This window comes from Billgrantia aerodenitrificans, from assembly GCF_021404405.1.
Taxonomy (GTDB): domain Bacteria; phylum Pseudomonadota; class Gammaproteobacteria; order Pseudomonadales; family Halomonadaceae; genus Halomonas; species Halomonas aerodenitrificans.
This window is the reverse complement of sequence record NZ_JABFTV010000001.1, coordinates 461,335-478,381: the sequence shown is the minus strand read 5'-3', so window position 1 is coordinate 478,381 and position 17,047 is coordinate 461,335. Positions and strand designations below refer to the sequence as shown.

Sequence of the window (17,047 nt, the reverse complement as noted above, 5' to 3'; positions counted from 1 at the left end):
CACCTGAAAGGTTTCTTTAAAGGTCTCATGTACGAATACCAGGCACGTCCTGCCTGGGCCTCGGCATGGGCTCACGCGGCGGCACGTCGGTGGTGACCTCGATCTCGTACTCCTCGCCTTGCTGCCAGTAGCGTAGCCGGGCGTCTTCGTCCACGGCCGTGTCGCGCACCAGTTCGAGATAGCGCAGCGGCGTTTCGGGCACCTCACCGTTCACTTCTAGCAGCAGCGCGCCCGGCTCCAGGCCGGCGTCGGCCGCTGGGCCACGCACGTCACTGACCAGCACGCCAGGTTGGTCGGGCAACCCCAGCGCTTCGCGCAGATCGGCAGTGACCGGCGCCACGGTGATACCGAGCGCCACCACCACCTGATCGTCCAGACCTTCGTACTCGATGTCCCGTGCCGCCTCGAGCACCTGAGGTGCCACATGAATACTCGCCCCGGCATGGATGGCCAGAGCGATGGCGTCGCTGGGGCGACTGTCGATACGCACCCGCTCGTCGCGCCCCGGCAGGCTCAGCTCGAGCATGCCGAGAAAGGTGTGGTCGACGATGGCATCGACATACACACGCTCCAGGGTGGCTTCCATCTCACCCAGCACATCGCTCAGCAGGTCGTGAGTCATGGGCCGCGGCGAACGCTCTCCGGCGAGGCCGCGCAGGATGGCACCAGCCTCGTTGACGCCAATGAAGATGGGGATCACCTCGCGAGCCCCCGGCTCCCGAAGCAGCACCACGGGCGGGCCGCCGAAGCCGGCCACCCCCACCGTGGCGATCTCTACTTCGACCATCTCGCCAATCTCGGCAGCAAGCTCCCGTGCGCTGGCGGCACCCATCGAGGCCGCCAGCAGCGCGACACCGCACAGCAACGACAGCAGGTAACTCCCGAGTTTTGGCAACGACATAGATTTCTCCGGCAAGGCTGCAGGTCATGGGTTCAGCATGGCACCCATGGCGCCGGCCCGCCATGCCGTTACTCCTCCTGCTCCGGCTGGCATCTAGAAAACCAAAGAGAACAGCACACCCAACAGCGCACAGCCGCCCAGTACCTTGAGCATGCCGATCTTGAAGTGGAAGATGGCGGCCATGGCGCCGGCGGCCAGCAGCAGGGCCAGAGGATCCAGCGTGCCGAACTGCGGAATCAGCAGGCGCACCCCGAGCAGATGCCGCTCGACGACTTCGGCAAAGATCACGTGAAGACCGAACCAGATCGCCAGGTTGAGGATCACCCCCACCACCGCGGCGGTGATGGCCGAGAGCGCAGCACTGAGAGCGCGGTTGTCACGCAGCCGCTCCACGTAGGGGGCACCGAGGAAGATCCACAGGAAACAGGGCACGAAGGTCACCCAGGTAGTGAGTACCGCCGCCAGGGTCGCCGCAAGCATGGGGTCGAGCCCGACGGCCTCGCGATAGGCGCCCATGAAGCCGACGAACTGCACCACCTGGATCAGCGGGCCCGGCGTGGTCTCGGCCATGCCCAGGCCGTCGAGCATCTCCCCCGGGGCCAGCCAGCCGTAGTTCTGCACCGCCTCCTGGGTCACATAGCCCAGCACGGCATAGGCGCCACCGAAGGTGACCACCGCCATCTTGCTGAAGAAGGTGGCGATCTGACTGAACACGTTGTCGCCCCCCAGCATGACCAGCAGCAGCGCCACCGGCGTCAGCCACAGCAGCAGGAAGATTGCCGAGACGCGCAGCGACCAGCTGCGATTTGGGCGCGCATGGGCCGGCAGCCCCTCCCCGAGCAGAGAATCACGGTCGCTCAGCCCATGAGCATCACCTTCCCCGTGACCGCCTCCCGCCTGGAAGGCGGTCATGCCGCGCTTGCCGCCCCAGAAGCCGATCAAGGCGGCTCCCAGGATGATCAGCGGGAAGGCGAGTTCGAGAAAGAAAATCCCCACGAAGGCTGCCGCCGCCAGGCCGATCATTACCCGATTACGCAGTGCCCGCTTGCCGATACGCACTACGGCGTGGAGCACCACCGCCAGCACGGCGGCCTTGAGGCCGAAGAAGAGGCCTTCCACCAGGCCCACGTTGCCCAGCGCGGCATAGAGGTAGCTCAGCGCCAGAATGGCGATGAAGCCGGGCAGCACGAACAGGCTGCCCGCCACCAGGCCGCCCTTGGTGCGGTGCATCAGCCAACCGATGTAGATGGCCAGCTGCTGGGCCTCCGGCCCCGGCAGCATCATGCAGTAGTTGAGCGCATGCAAAAAACGCTTCTCACCTATCCACTTCTTCTCCTCGACGAGGATACGATGCATCACGGCGATCTGACCAGCCGGGCCGCCGAAGCTCAGCATGGCCACGCGCAGCCAGACCATCACGGCCTCGCGAAAGGGAATCTGGTGGGGCGTTTCAGTGACAGGGGGCATGGATACGCTCACAGCACGAAAATGGCGGTTCGAGAGCAGAATTCTGCCCTGTTATGGCTCGGCGAACCACCGCAGGAGCATTTCCTTGCCTATCGAGCTGACTGCCCTGTCAGGCTCCCGCCAGCGCCCATGGCAGCGACTCATGTCGCAACACGGGCTCAGGGCGATCACCCTTGACCGTCACTCGCTCTCCCCGTCGCACCTGGCCAGCGTAGTCGAAGACGGCACGGTGCTGGGTGCAGCGATTGTCCCAGAGAGTCACCGTGTTGGCAGTCCACTGCACGCGCACCTGGAACTCCGGTGTCTCCTGATGACGATAGAGGAACTCCAGCAGGGCCTGGCTCTCCGCATGCCCCAGCTCGACGATCTCACGGGTGAACCCCCGATTGACGAACAGGCTCTTTCTCCCGGTTTCCGGATGGCAGCGGACCACCGGGTGCAACGCCTCGGGGTAGGGAGTCTCGCTCTTGATGCCGAAGCGGCTGCGGTCCTGAGCGCGTTGATCGCCGTAGTGAAGTCGGTAGGTGGCCTCCCCGGAGTGCACGGCGGTCAGCTCCTCAAGGAAGTTCTGCATGGCGGGCGACAGCGCCTCGTAGGCGGCATAACCGCTGGAGAACAGGGTGTCGCCACCGAATTCGGGCACCTCGCGCAGGTAGAGGATACTCCCTAACGGCGGCTCCGGATCGCAGGAGACATCCGAATGCCAATGCCCACCATTGACGGCTTTCTTGCCTGCGCGGATCGCCTTGGGATCGTTGGTGGAGTTGGCCCCCGCCTCGATAGGGAATATTTCCGGATAGCCTTCCGGCCCCTTGGCCATAGGGTGGACATGAAGTTCGCCGAAGCGCTTCCCGAGGGCGATATGCTGGTCGCGAGTCAGCGTCTGGTCGCGCAGCACAAGGACCTGATGCTCCAAAAACAGGTCATGCAGTCGTTTAAACTCCCGGTCGTCCAGTCTAGCCAGATCCAGGCCACTGATCTCGGCACCGATATGGCCGCTTAGTTTCCTCACCTTGGGCGCTTGTTCGGGCATCGGAGTTCTCCGTATTTCAGGGATTGAGTTGCCCTATACAAGCAGTGGCCATGGCAGTTTCCCAATGGCAATTCCCGCTTAACACATCACGATAAGCGGATTCGACAAGAGCTGAAAAACATTTCACTGGTTAAGTGATTTGCACAGCAGGACAACTCATTGGCGAGCACTTTGCGGTGTCGGCAAGGTGACGGTTCCTTGACTCATTCTGGAACTGGGAGCCTTCCATGCCAATACAGCACTCTCGTGTCGCCGCAATCGCCCTGTTGGCTTTGGCCACTACCGTCGGCGGACAGCCCGTAGAAGCAAACGAGCGCATTCGCATCGCCGAGCAGTTCGGCATTACCTATCTGCTGCTGCACGTCATCCGCGACCAGGAACTGATCGAGACGCTCGGGGCCGAACGGGGCCTCGACATCGAGGTGGAGTGGCGCCAGCTCTCCGGCGGCGCGGCGGTCAACGACGCACTGCTCTCCGGCGCGATCGATATTGCCAGTGCCGGTGTGGGCCCGCTGCTCACGGTATGGGATCGCACCCGAGGCAGCGCCAACGTCAAGGGCGTGGCCTCGCTGGGCGAATTTCCCAACTTTCTGCTGACCAACGATCCCGCGGTGTCCTCGCTCGAGGACTTCGGCCCCGAACACCGCATCGCCGTACCCGCCGTCGGGGTGTCGGTGCAGTCGCGCTTCCTGCAGAAAGCGGTGGCCGATACCTTCGGCCTCGAGTCCTATGACCGGCTGGAAGCCAATACCGTCTCACTGCCGCACCCGGATGCCACAGCCGCCCTGCTCTCCAACGGCACCGAGATCAGCGCTCACTTCTCGGCCATCCCCTTCCAGTATCAGGCGCTGGAGCAAGAAGGCATCCACAAGGTGACCGACTCCTACGAGATCTTCGGCGGACCGATCTCCCCCACACTGCTTTATGCCACCGAGCGCTACCGCGAGCAGAACCCCGAGGTATATGCCGTCTTTCTCGAGGCCCTGGCCGAGGCCCGCGACTATATCGAGCAAGATCCGGCCGGCGCCGCAGAGACATACCGCCGCGTCACCGGCAGCCAACTGGACAATGACTTTCTAACGACCCTGATCACCGACGAGCAGGTGAGCTTCTCGCTGGTGCCGCGCAACACCTACCCCCTAGCAGAGTTTCTGCATCAGGTGGAGGCGATTGGCCACTTGCCGCAAAGCTGGCAAGAGTACTTCTTCGACGAGGCTCATGCCTGGGAGGGAAGCTGATGACGGCAGCTACGGCAACTTCCCTGGCCAGGCGGCAAGCCAGCACCACACCACACCCACAAACCGGCACACCGCGCCTGGCGGTGGATGGCGTCACCCTGGAGTACCGCACGCCCCGCCAGGTGGTGAAGGCCACCCAGCGGGTCAGCTTCGATGTGCAGGAAGGCGACCGCTACGTGTTGCTGGGTCCCTCGGGATGCGGCAAATCTACCCTGCTCAAGGCAGTGGCCGGTTTTCTCTCACCGGTAGAGGGAGAGATCCGGCTCGATGGCCAGCGGGTCGCCGGACCGGGGCCCGACCGAGTGGTGGTATTCCAGGAGTTCGACCAGTTGCCGCCCTGGAAGACGGTCAAGCAGAACGTGATGTTCCCCCTGCTGGCCTCGCGCACCCTCGGGCGCCGCGAAGCGGAACAAAGAGCCCTGGCGACGCTGGAAAAGGTCGGCCTCACCGCCTTCGCCGATGCCTATCCACACACCCTCTCCGGCGGCATGAAGCAGCGGGTAGCCATCGCCCGAGCGCTGGCCATGCAACCGCGCATCTTGCTGATGGATGAGCCCTTCGCCGCACTGGATGCGCTGACCCGACGCAAGATGCAGGAAGAGCTGCTGGCCCTCTGGGAAGAGGTCCGCTTCACCCTGCTGTTCGTCACCCACTCCATCGAGGAGGCGCAGATCGTCGGCAACCGGGTGCTGCTGCTTTCACCTCACCCCGGACGCGTTCGCGCCGAACTGGGCTGCGAGACGGATAGCCTGACGAGCCTCGGCAGCGCCGCCACCAAGGCGCGCACCCGGCAGATTCACCGACTGTTGTTCGAGCACGAGAGGCCGTCATGAGCCTGCATACCCTGAGCCTCGGTCGCGACAACCGGCCCGACCGAATACACGACCTGCCCCCTGTCGAGCCCGGCGAGCTGGCGGTGGCTCGCCCCCTCTGGCAACGCCTCTGGGATCTGAGCGCCGTGCGCAAAGGGATGATCCTGCTTGCACTCGTGCTCCTGTGGGAGCTGGCCGCCCGCTATCAGGCCAACCCTCTGCTGCTTCCCGGTGCCAGCGATACCGCAACGGCTCTCTGGCAGGGGCTGGTCTCCGGCACCTTGATCCAACGCAGTGCGGTGTCGCTCTCGGTGCTGCTCAAGGGCTACGCCCTGGGCGCCGTGCTGGCCCTTGCACTCACCACGCTGGCGGTCTCCACCCGCCTGGGGCGCGACCTGCTCAGCAGTCTGACATCCATGTTCAGTCCACTGCCGGCCATCGCTTTGCTGCCCCTGGCGCTGCTGTGGTTCGGCCTTGGCGAGGCCAGCCTGGTTTTCGTGCTGGTGCACTCGGTGCTGTGGCCGATGGCCGTCAATATTCACCAAGGCTTCCAGGGGGTCTCCGAGACGCTGCGCATGGCCGGCCGCAACTATGGGTTACGCGGCCTGCGCTACGTGGCCCACATCCTGATCCCCGCCGCACTGCCGGCTCTACTGGCCGGGTTACGCATCGGCTGGGCCTTCGCCTGGCGCACCCTGATCGCCGCTGAGCTGGTGTTCGGCGCCTCCTCCGGGCAGGGCGGGCTTGGCTGGTACATCTTCCAGAACCGCAACGAGCTCTATACCGACAACGTCTTCGCCGGACTTGTAGTGGTGATCCTGATCGGCCTGCTGGTGGAGAACCTGATCTTCAATAGCCTGGAACGCATCACCGTCAAGCGCTGGGGCATGGTGCACTGAGCGCTACCTCGAAGCGGGCGCGCTCTTTTCTGACCGCGGCACGCCCACCCTGATCGTCATCTGCCAAGGAGAGCCGACATGCCCCTCACCCAAGTGATCGATTACTTCAATGCCCATCTAGAGGCCTTCAACCCCCAAGCCAGCCTGCGTCGGCATGCCCGCTTTCTCTATGAGAACGGCAGGGTGTCTGCCGAACTGGCGGGCAAGCGCGTACAACCAGGCCAGCAGCCTATCTTCGAGCTGGCCGGTCTCTCGGCGGTGGCCCACGACAGCCATATCCAACTGCTTGACCAGCATAGTGCCCAACAGACGACCGACCCGCTCTATTTCCTGAGCTGGGATAGGGAGGATGTGATCTTTCTGGACCGTTTCCTGCGCGTATTACATGCCTTGCACCACCTCTCGCGCCATGGGGTCGATGCCGCCCCGCTGATCGTCGACGTGCATTGGCGCCATCTCCAAGCCGTGGAAGCCTCCCATGGGACGGTCTTCGAGGCGCTGTTGGCTCGCCTGGGGTTATACCCACGCCAGGTCGTGCTGCGCCTGAGCGCACTACGGTTGTTGACGGACGCTCACGCGCATGATGCAAGCCGAAGCTTTCACGCACATGGCTACCACCTGCTGGCTCATGGAGTACCGCTGGATACCGAGCCCTCGGCCTGGCGCCAGCTATTGGACGCTGGTGTTGAGTGGGTCACGCCCGAACCCCATGCCATGAGCCTGGCCCGCCAGGGGCGCCAGCACTGGGCAAGGCTCACGCAGTGGAATCGTGAGGCGCATGCCATCGGTTTGACGGTCTGGTGGCCGATGGTCGACAACCCAGGAGATCTCGGTATCGTCACGCCTCTGGAGCCAACTCTGGTCAGTGGCAACTTAATGGGCGAGATGCTAGATGGGGGGGCGAGCGCAGTCAGCCAACGCGCTTGACGCTAGGTTTCAAGGCCCGTCGACCCAATCACGGATATCCGGCGGGCCGAACCACGGCTTGCCGCCGCACTGGCTCCCACCAGGCGCTCGCCACCAGCGCAGGCATCCATGCCAAAGGGCATGGACAACGCTTCGACGGCGCCCTTGTTTATCCATTGCGCTTATCCATTGCTCACTTGCGAGTCGGGCAGGAATACCCGGCTATGAATGGGGCGAATCCAGGCATCACCGCCCTGCTGGAGCCCCAGCGCCCGGTAGCGGTATTTAGGCAGTTCGGCGTGCACCAATGCCTCGCTGTTGTCGGTGCGCAGCTCCAGACGAACCGTGGGGCCGACCACCGAGACCAGCTCCACCTTGGCGTGCAGGGCATCTTGATGCTGGGCGTCGGCGAAGACCTCGATCTCGTGGGGGCGCACGTAGGCCTGACCCTGCTCGTTGCGGTAACCCTCGTACTCCGGCGCGGGCAGCGCCACGTCGCCGATGCGCGCCACGCCGTCATGCACGCGGGCATGGAAGAGGTTGACGTTGCCCAGGAACTGATAGACGAAGGGGTTGGCCGGGTGATCGTAGACTTCCTCGGGGGAGCCGTCCTGCTCCACGCGCCCCTTGTTCATCACCACTACCCGATCCGAGACCTCCAGCGCCTCTTCCTGGTCGTGAGTGACGAAGACGCTGGTGACATGGATCTCATCGTGCAGGCGACGCAGCCAGCGCCGCAGCTCGGCACGCACCTTGGCATCCAGGGCACCGAAGGGCTCATCGAGCAGCAGCACTTTGGGCTCCACCGCCAGGGCACGGGCCAGAGCGATGCGCTGACGCTGCCCGCCGGAAAGCTGATGGGGATAGCGGTGGGCGGTCCAGTCGAGCTGGACCAGTTCCAGCAGCTCCATGACCTTGCGCTTGATCTCGGCCTTGCCGGGTCGAACGCGGCGCGGGCGCACGGTGAGCCCGTAGGCGACGTTCTGGAACACGGTCATGTGCTTGAACAATGCATAGTGCTGGAAGACGAAGCCGACACCGCGCTGGCTGACGTGCAGATCGGTAGTGTCCTCGCCGTGGAAGCGAATGCGCCCGGTATCGGGCTGCTCCAGGCCGGCAATGATGCGCAGCAGCGTGGTCTTGCCCGACCCCGAGGGCCCGAGCAGGGCGGTCAGCTCACCCTCGCGAAAGGTCAGGCTGACGTTGTCGACGGCGACGAAGTCGCGAAAGTGCTTGTTGACGTGATCGATCTCGATGCTCATGGCGGAGAGTTCCTGAAGCGTGCGTGTCAGAGGACGGCGAGGCGTTGACGACGTTCGTCATGCCACTCGACCAGGCTCTTGATGGCGATGGTGACCAGGGCAAGGCCGGTGAGCAGCGAGGAGACGGCGAAGGCCGCGGTGAACATGTACTCGTTGTAGAGCACCTCGATGTGCAGCGGCATGGTGTTGGTCTCGCCGCGGATACGGCCCGAGACTACCGCTACGGCGCCGAACTCCCCCATGGCGCGGGCGTTGCAGAGAATGATGCCGTAGATCAGCCCCCACTTGATGTTGGGTAGGGTGACATGCCAGAAGGTCTTCCAGCCGCTGGCCCCGAGCGTCAGCGAGGCCTCCTCTTCCTCCTTGCCCTGCTGCTGCATCAGCGGGATCAGCTCCCGAGCAATGAACGGCAGGGTGCCGAAGGCGATCACGATGACGATCCCGGGCACGGCGAAGATGATGCGCAGGTCGTGGCTCGACAGCCACGGGCCGAGCCAGCCCTGAGAGCCGAACAGGATCACGAAGATCAGCCCCACCACCACCGGTGAGATGGCGAAGGGCATGTCGATCAGCGAGATCAGCAGCGGTTTGCCGCGGAACTCGAACTTGGCGATGGCCCAGGCCGCGGCGATACCGAACAGGGTATTGAGCGGCACCACGATCGCCACGATCAGCAGGGTCAGGCGAATCGCCGCCATGGCATCGGGGTCGCGAATGGCGGCATACCACACACCGAGTCCCTGCTCGAAGGCGCCATACAGCACCACGGAGAGGGGCAGCACCAGAAACAGAGCCAGGAAAGTGAGCGCCGTGCCGATCAGCGTGAGGCGCAGCCAGGCGGGCTCCTCGGTGGCCCGTCGCCAGCGCTTGGCGAGGGTGTCTTGGGTTTCCAGAACGGTGGTCGCAGTGGTCACGAGGGGCTCCTGTTATTGTCCGTACCGGCGGCTGGTCCACCACTGCAGGCCATTGATGACCAGCAGCATGAGAAAGGCGGCCAGCAGCATCACCGTGCCAATGGCAGCGGCGCCGTGGTAGTCGTACTGTTCGGCCTTGGCAACGATCAGCAGCGGGGTGATCTCGGTGCGAAACGGCAGGTTTCCCGAGATGAAGACCACCGAGCCGTACTCGCCAAGGGCGCGGGCGAAGGCCAGGGCGTAGCCGGTGAGCAGCGCCGGCATTAGCGCCGGCAGAATGACCCGGCGAACGGTGGTGAGGCGGTCGGCGCCCAGGCTGGCCGAGGCCTCTTCCCACTCGGCCTCGAGGTCCTCCAGTACCGGCTGCACGGTGCGCACCACGAAGGGCAGGCCGATATAGGTCAGCGCCACGATCACTCCCAGCTGGGTATAGGCCACGCGGATGCCGAACAGGTCGAGGTACTGACCGACCCAGCCGCTGCTGGCATAGAGGGTGACCAGGGCGATGCCGGCCACGGCCGTGGGCAGGGCGAAGGGGAGGTCCACCAGGGCAACCACCAGGCGCTTGCCCGGGAAGCGGTAGCGGACCAGCACCCAGGCGACCAGGGCGCCGAATACCAGGTTGATGGTGGCGGCGATCAGCGAGCCGCCGAAGGAGAGCTTGTAGGAGGCCACGACCTGGCGCTGGGTCACGGCGTTCCAGAAGGTCTCCCAGCTCATGGTGGCGGTGTAGAGCAGGAAGGCGCCCACCGGAATCAGGAAGACCAAACTTAGATAAAGTAGCGTGAAGCCCATGGTCAACCCGAAACCCGGAATGACCCGGCGGCGGGGCAAGGCAATCGACATGATGAATCCTCAACGTCGTGAGGCGCCCGGCAAGGGCGCCTCTTCATGTGTCGGCGGTACCAAGCATTCAGCCGGCGTTGATCTCCTCGAGGATGCGATCGAAGATGCCGCCGTCGTTGAAGTGGGTCTCCTGGGCGTTCTTCCAGCCGTCGAAAACGTCGTCGATGGTGAACAGCTCCAGCTCGGGGAAGCGCTCGTCGTACTCGGCGAGGATCTCCTCATTGCTGGGCCGGTAGAAGTGCTTGGCGGCCAGGTGCTGGGCCTCATCGGTGTAGAGGAACTCCAGATAGGCCTCCGCCACCTCGCGGGTCCCTTTACGGTCGACGTTGGCGTCCACCACGGTGACCGGCGGCTCCGCCAGGATGCTCAGCGACGGCATCACGATCTCGTACTCTCCCCGACCGAGTTGCTCCACCGAGAGGAAGGCCTCGTTTTCCCAGGCAATGAATACATCGCCGATGCGCCGCTGCACGAAGGTGTTGGTGGCACCCCGAGCGGCGGGGTCAAGCACCGGCACGTTGGCGTAGATGTCGCGCACGAACTCGTAGGCCTGCTCTTCGTCACCGTCATACTTCTGCAGGGCGTAACCCCAGGCGGCCAGGTAGTTCCAGCGCGCGCCGCCGGAGGTCTTGGGATTGGGGGTGATCACCTCGACGTCATCCCGTACCAGGTCGTCCCAGTCCTGGATATTCTTGGGATTGCCGTCGCGCACCAGCAGCACGATGGTAGAGGTGTAGGGGGAGCTGTTGTTGGGCAGGCGCGACTGCCAATCCTCGGGGATCAAACCCGCGCGGTCGTGAATGGCATCGATATCGTAGGCCAGCGCCAGAGTCACCACATCGGCGTCCAGGCCATCGATCACTGCCCGCCCCTGGGAGCCGGAGCCACCATGGGACTGGCGCACGTTGACCTGCTGGCCCGCCTCCTCTCGCCAGTGTTCGGCGAAGGCCTGGTTGTACTCGCGATAGAACTCGCGGGTGGGATCGTAGGAGACGTTGAGCAGCTCGACCCGCTCCTGAGCGGTAACGCTGCCAGCGAGGCCAGTGAGCAGGGCGCCGCCCAGCAGCACGGCGGCGGTCAGCGGGAGAAGGCGGCGTTGGGGGCGGATGGCCTGTTGGGTCATGGCGTTACTCCTGAGGCATTGATGAGGTGATACGCTCAGGTTACCCTCGCGGCTTAAGCACATTAACGAATATAAAATGGATTGCTTATCACGAATAGTGCTTACGCTGCCTTTCCTGCCAGTACCGACTGCACGGTAGCCTCGTCGAGATCCTCGCGGCATAGCTGAAGGAAGCGATAAGCATAAGCGCGCAGGAAATGACCGCGTCGCAACGCCAGGTAGGTGGTATTGCGTGGCAACAGGTTACTGGCATCGAGCAGGGTCAGACCCCGGTCGCGCTCCTCGTGATAAGCCATCGAGGCGATCAGTCCGACACCGAGCCCGAGCTCCACGTAGGTCTTGATCACGTCGGCATCCAGTGCTGTCAGCACGATATCGGGCATCACTTCGGCCGCGGAGAAGGCCCGATCGATACGTGCCCGCCCGGTAAAACCCTCATGGTAAGTCACGATGGGGTGCTCGGCGATGCGCTCGAGGGTCAAGGACTCGCCATTGTCCAAGGGGTGCCCCTCGGGCACGATCACGCCGTGATACCAGTGGTAGAAGGGAAAGCAGGCAAACAGCTGCCCCTCCTCGTGGAGCGCTTCGGTAGCGATGCCGATATCGACCTTGCCGGCCTTGAGCAGCGAGACGATCTCATCGGGTCCGCACTGGTGCAGCTCGAGATGGACCTTGGGAAAGATCTGCTTGAAGCGGGCAATGATCGGCGGTAGCGCATAACGGGCCTGGGTATGGGTGGTGGCGATGGCCAGGCTACCTTGATCTTCGTGCGTGAGCTGATGCGCCGAGCGCTTGAGATTCTCGGCATCCAGCAGGATGCGCTCGATGATCTCGACCAGTGCGGCTCCGCCTTGGGTCAGTCCCAGGATGCGCTTGCCGCGCCGCTCGAAAAGCTCGACGCCAAGCTCCTCTTCCAGGTCGCGGATATGCTTGCTGGCCCCCGACTGAGAGGTATAGAGCGCATTTGAGGCTTCCGTGAGATTGAAGCCTCGGCGCACCGTCTCGCGAATGATACGCAATTGCTGAAAATTCATGGTCTCGCTGCCGCATCAGATAATCATATTTGGGAATATAAATTCCTTTTTTTATTCTCTTAAGTAATTTTATGCGATATGGATATCAGCCAAGCAGGAGAGACTCCCCCTTCATGAGCGGGCGGTTGAAGCCAACGCGACGAGGTTCCACTCTTAGGGCGTGCCCACGAACAAGGAAGCGCCATGGACGACCTCGTCAGCGACTTTTTCGCCGATAACCTGATACTCATGGAGCTTGCCGTGGCGTTGCTGCTGGGGGCCCTGATCGGTATCGAACGAGGCTGGTCCGCCCGCGAACGGGAGTCCGGCGAACGCGTGGCCGGAGTGCGCACCCACGCGCTGATCGGCCTGTTCGGTGGCGTGGCCGCGCTGCTCTCGGAGGTACTCACATACTGGGCCTTTCCATTGATCTTCCTGGCGGTCGCCGGCATTGCGCTGGCCGGCTATCGAGCCAGCATGGAGAAGAGCGGCGACTACAGCATCACCGGCCTGATCGGGCTGCTGCTGACCTTCTGCTTCGGCGCCCTGGCGGTTTCCGTGGATATCGCCCTGGCGACGGCCTGCGCCGTGGTCACGGCGCTGATTCTCGACAACAAGCGCGAGATTCACGGGCTGCTGCACAAACTCCATGCCAACGAGCTGGATGCCGCCTTGAAGCTTCTGCTGATCAGCGTGGTGGTACTGCCGCTATTACCCAACGAGGACATGGGCCCCGGCGGCGTACTCAACCCCTACGAGATCTGGTGGCTGGTGGTACTGATCGCCTCGATCTCGTTCATCGGTTACTTTGCCGTGCGTCTCGGTGGCACCGAGAAGGGCATCCTGTTCACCGGCCTGTTCGCCGGGCTGAGCTCCTCCACCGCCCTGACCCTTCAGTATGCCCGGCAAGCGCGCCGTGAACCGCAGTTCTCCCCGATGCTCGCCGCCGGCATTCTGCTGGCCTGCGGCACCATGCTACCCCGCTTGCTGCTCTATGCCGCCCTCGTCGGCCCGGCCATGCTGCCTCAGATGCTGGCACCGCTCGCGGCCATGGGGCTGGCCCTCTTCCTGCCTGCGCTGTGGCTGTGGCGCCGCCACCGCCACGATCTCAAGGCGGAACGTCCGATGAGCCAGAACCCGCTGGAGCTGCGCGCCGCACTGCTGCTAGGCGCCCTGCTGGCGGCGGTCATGGTGTTAGGCGAATGGTTACGCGCCTGGCTTGGGGATGCCGGCCTGTACCTGCTGGCCGCCACCGCCGGCATCGCCGACGTGCATGCCATCGCCCTGTCGCTGGGTCGCATGGCGGCGGACACCATCACACCCGCCACCGCCGTGACGGGTATCGTGCTGGCAGCTTCGGTGAACAACCTGTTCAAGGTCGTGCTGACCTTCAGCGCGGGCAATGCCCGCCTGACGCGCTGCCTGGTCGGCCCGCTGCTGGCCTCGGCCACGCTCGGGCTCGCCGTGGCCTGGCTGGTCTGACGCTGCGTCAAGGCAGCCTCACCACCTCACGAAAGCCGCCCCAGATCATGCGCTTGCCATCGAAGGGGTGATTGGCCGGATCCATCATGTCCGCCATACGCGGGTCTTCCATCACCTTGGCATTGATGCGGTCGCGCTCCTCCCGCGAAGCATAGAGAATCCATGAGAAGATCACCGTCTCCCCCGGTTCGAGCTTGACGCTCTGGGGGAAGGAAGTGTGCACCCCCGGCTTGACGTCGTCGGCTACGCACTCCACATATTCCAGCGCGCCGTGATCGCGCCAGACCTCCCCGGCCTTTCGGGCCATCTCCAGATAGGAATCGAGATTGCCTTCCGGCACCGGTAATACGAATCCATCGACATAGCTCATGGTCTTGTCTCCCTGTTGTCGAGTCAGTTGTTGAGTAAGACATGGAGTGAGTCATTGAGCCGGCCCGGATGGCCAAGCTCATGGGGTCTTCGATTCAGCAGCGGCAAAATCGACAGTGATGTGCGCTGCCGTGACCTCTCGCAGGCGCCGCTCGAGAAAGCGCCGCTCGGCGCCCTGGGTCACCAATGCCAGGGCCTGGCGGTAATGCTCGGCCGCCTCGCCAGGGCGCCCCAGCCGACGCAGCAGGTCGGCGCGCGTGGCGGGCAGCAGGTGATAGCCGGGAAGATGGATCTTGTCGAGCTGCTCCAAGCCCGCTTGCAGCCCATCGGCCATGGCCACCGCCACGGCCCGGTTGAGCGCCACTACCGGCGTAGGCTGAATGGCGTAAAGCAGGCTGTAGAGCGCGGCGATGCGCCGCCAGTCGGTCTCTTCGGGAGTCGCCGCCTCGGCGTGCAACGCGGCGATGGCGGCCTGCACCGCATAGCCGCCGGGCAGGCCGCCACGCAGCGCGATACCCACATGGGCACTACCCTCTTCGATCTCATCGGCATGCCAGCGCGAGCGATTCTGCTCATCCAGCAGCACGATATCGCCGGCCGCATCGGTGCGTGCATCGCGCCGGGCATGATGCAGCAGCATCAACGCCAGCAGGCCTCGCGCCTCACGCTCCGCCGGCAGCAGTCGTACCAGCATGCGTCCCAATCGAATCGCCTCGCGGCACAGGTCGCTGCGTACCCAATCGTCGCCGAAGCTGGCCGCATAGCCTTCGTTGAAGATCAGGTAGATCACCGCAAGTACCGGCTCCAGGCGCTCGCCCAGGGCGGTGTCGTCGGGCACCTCGAAAGGAATGCCGGCATCGCGAATCTTGGCCTTGGCCCGTACCAGGCGCTGGGCCAGAGTCGGCACCGGCACCATGAAGGCGCGGGCGATCTCCTCGGTGCGCAGCCCACCCACGGTATGCAGCGTCAGCGCAACCTGGGCGGGCCGGGCCAGGGCCGGGTGACAGCAGGCGAAGATCAGGCGCAGGCTGTCGAGGGGCTCGCTCTCGAGGTCGTTGTCCAGCAGCAGTTCCAGGTGCTGACGCAGCTCGTCGCCCTTGCGCTCGCGCATCTGCTGGTGGCGCAGCTGATCGACCACCTTGTGGCGCGCGGTGGCGATCAGCCACGAGGTCGGGTTCGGCGGCCAGCCCTCGGCCGGCCACTGCACCATTGCCGCCTCGAAGGCCGCCTGCACGGCATCTTCGGCCAGTTCGAAGTGACCGAAGCGGCGAATCAGGCTGGCCAGTACGCGGCCATATTCGCGACGATACAGCTCATCCAGAGACACGCAGTCCTCACAATCGATAGGCGGGATCCACCGGCCTCACCTCCACCGAACCGCCGACCCGCAGCGGCGGGATACGCCGGGCCAGCGCCAAGGCCTCGTCCAGGTCGCGACACTCCACCACGTGAAAGCCGCCCAGTTGCTCGCGACTCTCGGCGAAGGGGCCGTCCAGCATCACCGTATTGCCGTTCTGCTCGCGCAGCGTGGTGGCCGACTCCACCGACTGCAGTCGAGCCCCACCCCGATAGTGTCCGCTGGTAACCATCTCCTGGATCAGGGCGTTGTAATCGTGCATGACGGCATCGCGCTCGGCATCGGGCAGGCCATTCCACAGCGCCTCGTCGATACAGCACATCAGCATGTATTGCATGGGACTTCCTCCAGTAAACGCAGCCTCATGGCTGCCTGATAAGGGATCGAACCAGCACGCCGTGAATCGACAGGGCGTGCTAATGAACATCACGAATCAGGCAGTCTCGACCGCTCGAACCGGCCGCATGCCAGCCAACAGGGCATCCGCCAATGCCCTCAAAAGGCCCCACTCTGAATGACTCGCTTCGCTGACCAGCATGATTTCCGCGGCGGGCAATTCCGGCAGCCCATGCTCTGCGGACAAAGCAATCAGCCCCGGCTTCAATTGGCTGGCCGGCATGGGAGCGACGGCGAATCCGGTTGCGGCGGCGACACGCAGACCGGCCCCACTCATGCACAGTATGGCAGTGCGCTGTGCAATGCCTGCCATGGCCAGTTGAGCCAAGGCAATCTCCCGATAGGGGCAGGGTTCAGGGAAGAGCGCCAGAGGCAAGGGCGAAGGAAGCTCTTGTTCCGCATGCTCACTCCAGGCCCACACCAAGGGTTCCTGCCATAGGCGGGTTCCCGTGACAGGCTCGCCACATTGCGCCCCAAGCACCATATCGACGTAACCCTGACGCATGGCACCGAGCAACTCCCCTGGGATGCCGACGCGGACTTCGATATCCACAGCAGGGTGGCACTGCATGAAACGCTTCAATAGCGTAAGCAAGCGTTCATTGGCGAAATCCTCTGACACTCCAAAGCGAATGCTGCGCTGCTCGGCAGAGCGGGAAACCTCTTCCATGGCATCCCGATTCAACGCCAGAATTGCACGCGCATAGCCCAGCAGGCGTTCTCCATCCGGCGTCAGCTGAACGCTGCGGGTGGTTCGTTCGAGTAACGCCTTGCCCAGTTGGGACTCCAGGCGGCGCAAGTGTCCGCTGATGGCGGGCTGTGTCAGGTGCAGCCGATTGGCGGCAGCCGTAAAGCTTCTCTCTTCGACGACCGACACGAAGCTACGGAGCAGCAGGAGATCGAGCATTATAAAGTTTCGCTATAAATAAAATGACTCGGCTATTATTAATGAGGTGTTTTGAAACACCGCAGCATCTTCAACCAAAAAATATAGCAGAAAGAAGCAGTAACTCCGCTTAAACTCTGCAC

17 protein-coding genes are annotated in these 17,047 nt (G+C 63.7%); 5 read left to right on the top strand and 12 right to left on the bottom strand.

What is annotated here, in order from left to right:
- Nucleotides 1-25: 25 nt before the first annotated feature.
- From HOP59_RS02325 to HOP59_RS02315, 3 genes are all read right to left on the bottom strand, one after another.
- Entirely contained in the window at nt 26-901 is an 876-nt protein-coding gene (locus HOP59_RS02325) for a bifunctional nuclease domain-containing protein (protein ID WP_234252680.1), read from the bottom strand.
- 93 nt (nt 902-994) lie between these two features.
- On the bottom strand, nt 995-2,368 hold the full coding sequence (gene chrA, locus HOP59_RS02320; protein ID WP_234252679.1) for a chromate efflux transporter: 1,374 nt from the start codon (nt 2,366-2,368) through the stop codon (nt 995-997).
- Nucleotides 2,369-2,477: 109 nt separating this feature from the next.
- A complete protein-coding gene (locus HOP59_RS02315) occupies nt 2,478-3,401 on the bottom strand; it encodes a TauD/TfdA dioxygenase family protein (protein ID WP_234252678.1) in 924 nt (307 codons plus the stop codon).
- A gap of 227 nt (nt 3,402-3,628) precedes the next feature.
- Between HOP59_RS02315 and HOP59_RS02310 the strand changes: the two genes are divergently transcribed.
- The 4 genes from HOP59_RS02310 to HOP59_RS02295 all read left to right on the top strand — a co-directional run bounded on the left by HOP59_RS02310 (nt 3,629) and on the right by HOP59_RS02295 (nt 7,277).
- Entirely contained in the window at nt 3,629-4,639 is a 1,011-nt protein-coding gene (locus HOP59_RS02310; RefSeq protein ID WP_234252677.1) for an ABC transporter substrate-binding protein, read from the top strand.
- Nucleotides 4,639-5,472 carry an ABC transporter ATP-binding protein gene (locus tag HOP59_RS02305; protein ID WP_234252676.1) on the top strand — a complete coding sequence of 278 codons (834 nt, stop codon included), beginning with the start codon at nt 4,639-4,641 and terminating at the stop codon, nt 5,470-5,472. Before HOP59_RS02310 ends, HOP59_RS02305 begins: the two co-directional genes overlap by 1 nt.
- The gene (locus tag HOP59_RS02300; protein WP_234252675.1) at nt 5,469-6,350 is read left to right on the top strand and encodes an ABC transporter permease; all 882 of its coding nucleotides are present in this window, start codon (nt 5,469-5,471) and stop codon (nt 6,348-6,350) included. The genes HOP59_RS02305 and HOP59_RS02300 overlap by 4 nt, the downstream gene beginning before the upstream one ends.
- 78 nt (nt 6,351-6,428) lie before the next feature.
- Complete coding sequence (locus HOP59_RS02295) at nt 6,429-7,277, top strand: hypothetical protein (protein WP_234252674.1); 849 nt, start codon at nt 6,429-6,431, stop codon at nt 7,275-7,277.
- Nucleotides 7,278-7,438: 161 nt separating this feature from the next.
- Here the strand turns inward: HOP59_RS02295 and HOP59_RS02290 are convergent, their stop codons facing one another.
- From HOP59_RS02290 to HOP59_RS02270, 5 genes are all read right to left on the bottom strand, one after another.
- Nucleotides 7,439-8,518 carry a sulfate/molybdate ABC transporter ATP-binding protein gene (locus HOP59_RS02290; RefSeq protein WP_234252673.1) on the bottom strand — a complete coding sequence of 360 codons (1,080 nt, stop codon included), beginning with the start codon at nt 8,516-8,518 and terminating at the stop codon, nt 7,439-7,441.
- Nucleotides 8,519-8,544: 26 nt separating this feature from the next.
- Nucleotides 8,545-9,432, bottom strand: a complete 888-nt coding sequence (gene cysW / locus HOP59_RS02285) for a sulfate ABC transporter permease subunit CysW (protein WP_191224757.1) — start codon at nt 9,430-9,432, stop codon at nt 8,545-8,547.
- Nucleotides 9,433-9,444: 12 nt separating this feature from the next.
- Nucleotides 9,445-10,278 (bottom strand): sulfate ABC transporter permease subunit CysT, encoded by an 834-nt coding sequence (gene cysT, locus HOP59_RS02280; RefSeq protein ID WP_234252672.1) that lies wholly within the window; start codon nt 10,276-10,278, stop codon nt 9,445-9,447.
- Nucleotides 10,279-10,345: 67 nt separating this feature from the next.
- Entirely contained in the window at nt 10,346-11,401 is a 1,056-nt protein-coding gene (locus HOP59_RS02275; RefSeq protein WP_234252671.1) for a sulfate ABC transporter substrate-binding protein, read from the bottom strand.
- Between the two features lie 101 nt (nt 11,402-11,502).
- Nucleotides 11,503-12,435 carry a CysB family HTH-type transcriptional regulator gene (locus tag HOP59_RS02270; protein WP_234252670.1) on the bottom strand — a complete coding sequence of 311 codons (933 nt, stop codon included), beginning with the start codon at nt 12,433-12,435 and terminating at the stop codon, nt 11,503-11,505.
- Between the two features lie 183 nt (nt 12,436-12,618).
- Between HOP59_RS02270 and HOP59_RS02265 the strand changes: the two genes are divergently transcribed.
- Nucleotides 12,619-13,896: an MgtC/SapB family protein gene (locus HOP59_RS02265; protein WP_234252669.1), complete on the top strand. Its 1,278-nt coding sequence runs from the start codon at nt 12,619-12,621 to the stop codon at nt 13,894-13,896.
- 7 nt (nt 13,897-13,903) lie between these two features.
- Here HOP59_RS02265 and HOP59_RS02260 read toward each other — a convergent pair whose 3' ends face one another.
- The 4 genes from HOP59_RS02260 to HOP59_RS02245 form a co-directional block, all read right to left on the bottom strand.
- The gene (locus HOP59_RS02260; RefSeq protein WP_234252668.1) at nt 13,904-14,266 is read right to left on the bottom strand and encodes a DUF1428 domain-containing protein; all 363 of its coding nucleotides are present in this window, start codon (nt 14,264-14,266) and stop codon (nt 13,904-13,906) included.
- A 78-nt stretch (nt 14,267-14,344) separates the two neighbouring features.
- Nucleotides 14,345-15,592: an RNA polymerase sigma factor gene (locus HOP59_RS02255; RefSeq protein ID WP_234252667.1), complete on the bottom strand. Its 1,248-nt coding sequence runs from the start codon at nt 15,590-15,592 to the stop codon at nt 14,345-14,347.
- 7 nt (nt 15,593-15,599) lie between these two features.
- On the bottom strand, nt 15,600-15,959 hold the full coding sequence (locus tag HOP59_RS02250; protein ID WP_234252666.1) for a YciI family protein: 360 nt from the start codon (nt 15,957-15,959) through the stop codon (nt 15,600-15,602).
- Between the two features lie 96 nt (nt 15,960-16,055).
- On the bottom strand, nt 16,056-16,925 hold the full coding sequence (locus tag HOP59_RS02245; protein ID WP_234252665.1) for a LysR family transcriptional regulator: 870 nt from the start codon (nt 16,923-16,925) through the stop codon (nt 16,056-16,058).
- Between the last annotated feature and the right edge of the window lie 122 nt (nt 16,926-17,047).

Excerpts from the sequence above, each read along its gene's own strand:
- HOP59_RS02325 (WP_234252680.1), bottom strand. The coding sequence starts at position 901 with ATGTCGTTGCCAAAACTCGGGAGTTACCTGCTGTCGTTGCTGTGCGGT.
- chrA (WP_234252679.1), bottom strand. The coding sequence starts at position 2,368 with ATGCCCCCTGTCACTGAAACGCCCCACCAGATTCCCTTTCGCGAGGCC.
- HOP59_RS02315 (WP_234252678.1), bottom strand. The coding sequence starts at position 3,401 with ATGCCCGAACAAGCGCCCAAGGTGAGGAAACTAAGCGGCCATATCGGT.
- HOP59_RS02310 (WP_234252677.1), top strand. The coding sequence starts at position 3,629 with ATGCCAATACAGCACTCTCGTGTCGCCGCAATCGCCCTGTTGGCTTTG.
- HOP59_RS02305 (WP_234252676.1), top strand. The coding sequence starts at position 4,639 with ATGACGGCAGCTACGGCAACTTCCCTGGCCAGGCGGCAAGCCAGCACC.
- HOP59_RS02300 (WP_234252675.1), top strand. The coding sequence starts at position 5,469 with ATGAGCCTGCATACCCTGAGCCTCGGTCGCGACAACCGGCCCGACCGA.
- HOP59_RS02295 (WP_234252674.1), top strand. The coding sequence starts at position 6,429 with ATGCCCCTCACCCAAGTGATCGATTACTTCAATGCCCATCTAGAGGCC.
- HOP59_RS02290 (WP_234252673.1), bottom strand. The coding sequence starts at position 8,518 with ATGAGCATCGAGATCGATCACGTCAACAAGCACTTTCGCGACTTCGTC.
- cysT (WP_234252672.1), bottom strand. The coding sequence starts at position 10,278 with ATGTCGATTGCCTTGCCCCGCCGCCGGGTCATTCCGGGTTTCGGGTTG.
- HOP59_RS02275 (WP_234252671.1), bottom strand. The coding sequence starts at position 11,401 with ATGACCCAACAGGCCATCCGCCCCCAACGCCGCCTTCTCCCGCTGACC.
- HOP59_RS02270 (WP_234252670.1), bottom strand. The coding sequence starts at position 12,435 with ATGAATTTTCAGCAATTGCGTATCATTCGCGAGACGGTGCGCCGAGGC.
- HOP59_RS02265 (WP_234252669.1), top strand. The coding sequence starts at position 12,619 with ATGGACGACCTCGTCAGCGACTTTTTCGCCGATAACCTGATACTCATG.
- HOP59_RS02260 (WP_234252668.1), bottom strand. The coding sequence starts at position 14,266 with ATGAGCTATGTCGATGGATTCGTATTACCGGTGCCGGAAGGCAATCTC.
- HOP59_RS02250 (WP_234252666.1), bottom strand. The coding sequence starts at position 15,959 with ATGCAATACATGCTGATGTGCTGTATCGACGAGGCGCTGTGGAATGGC.
- HOP59_RS02245 (WP_234252665.1), bottom strand. The coding sequence starts at position 16,925 with ATGCTCGATCTCCTGCTGCTCCGTAGCTTCGTGTCGGTCGTCGAAGAG.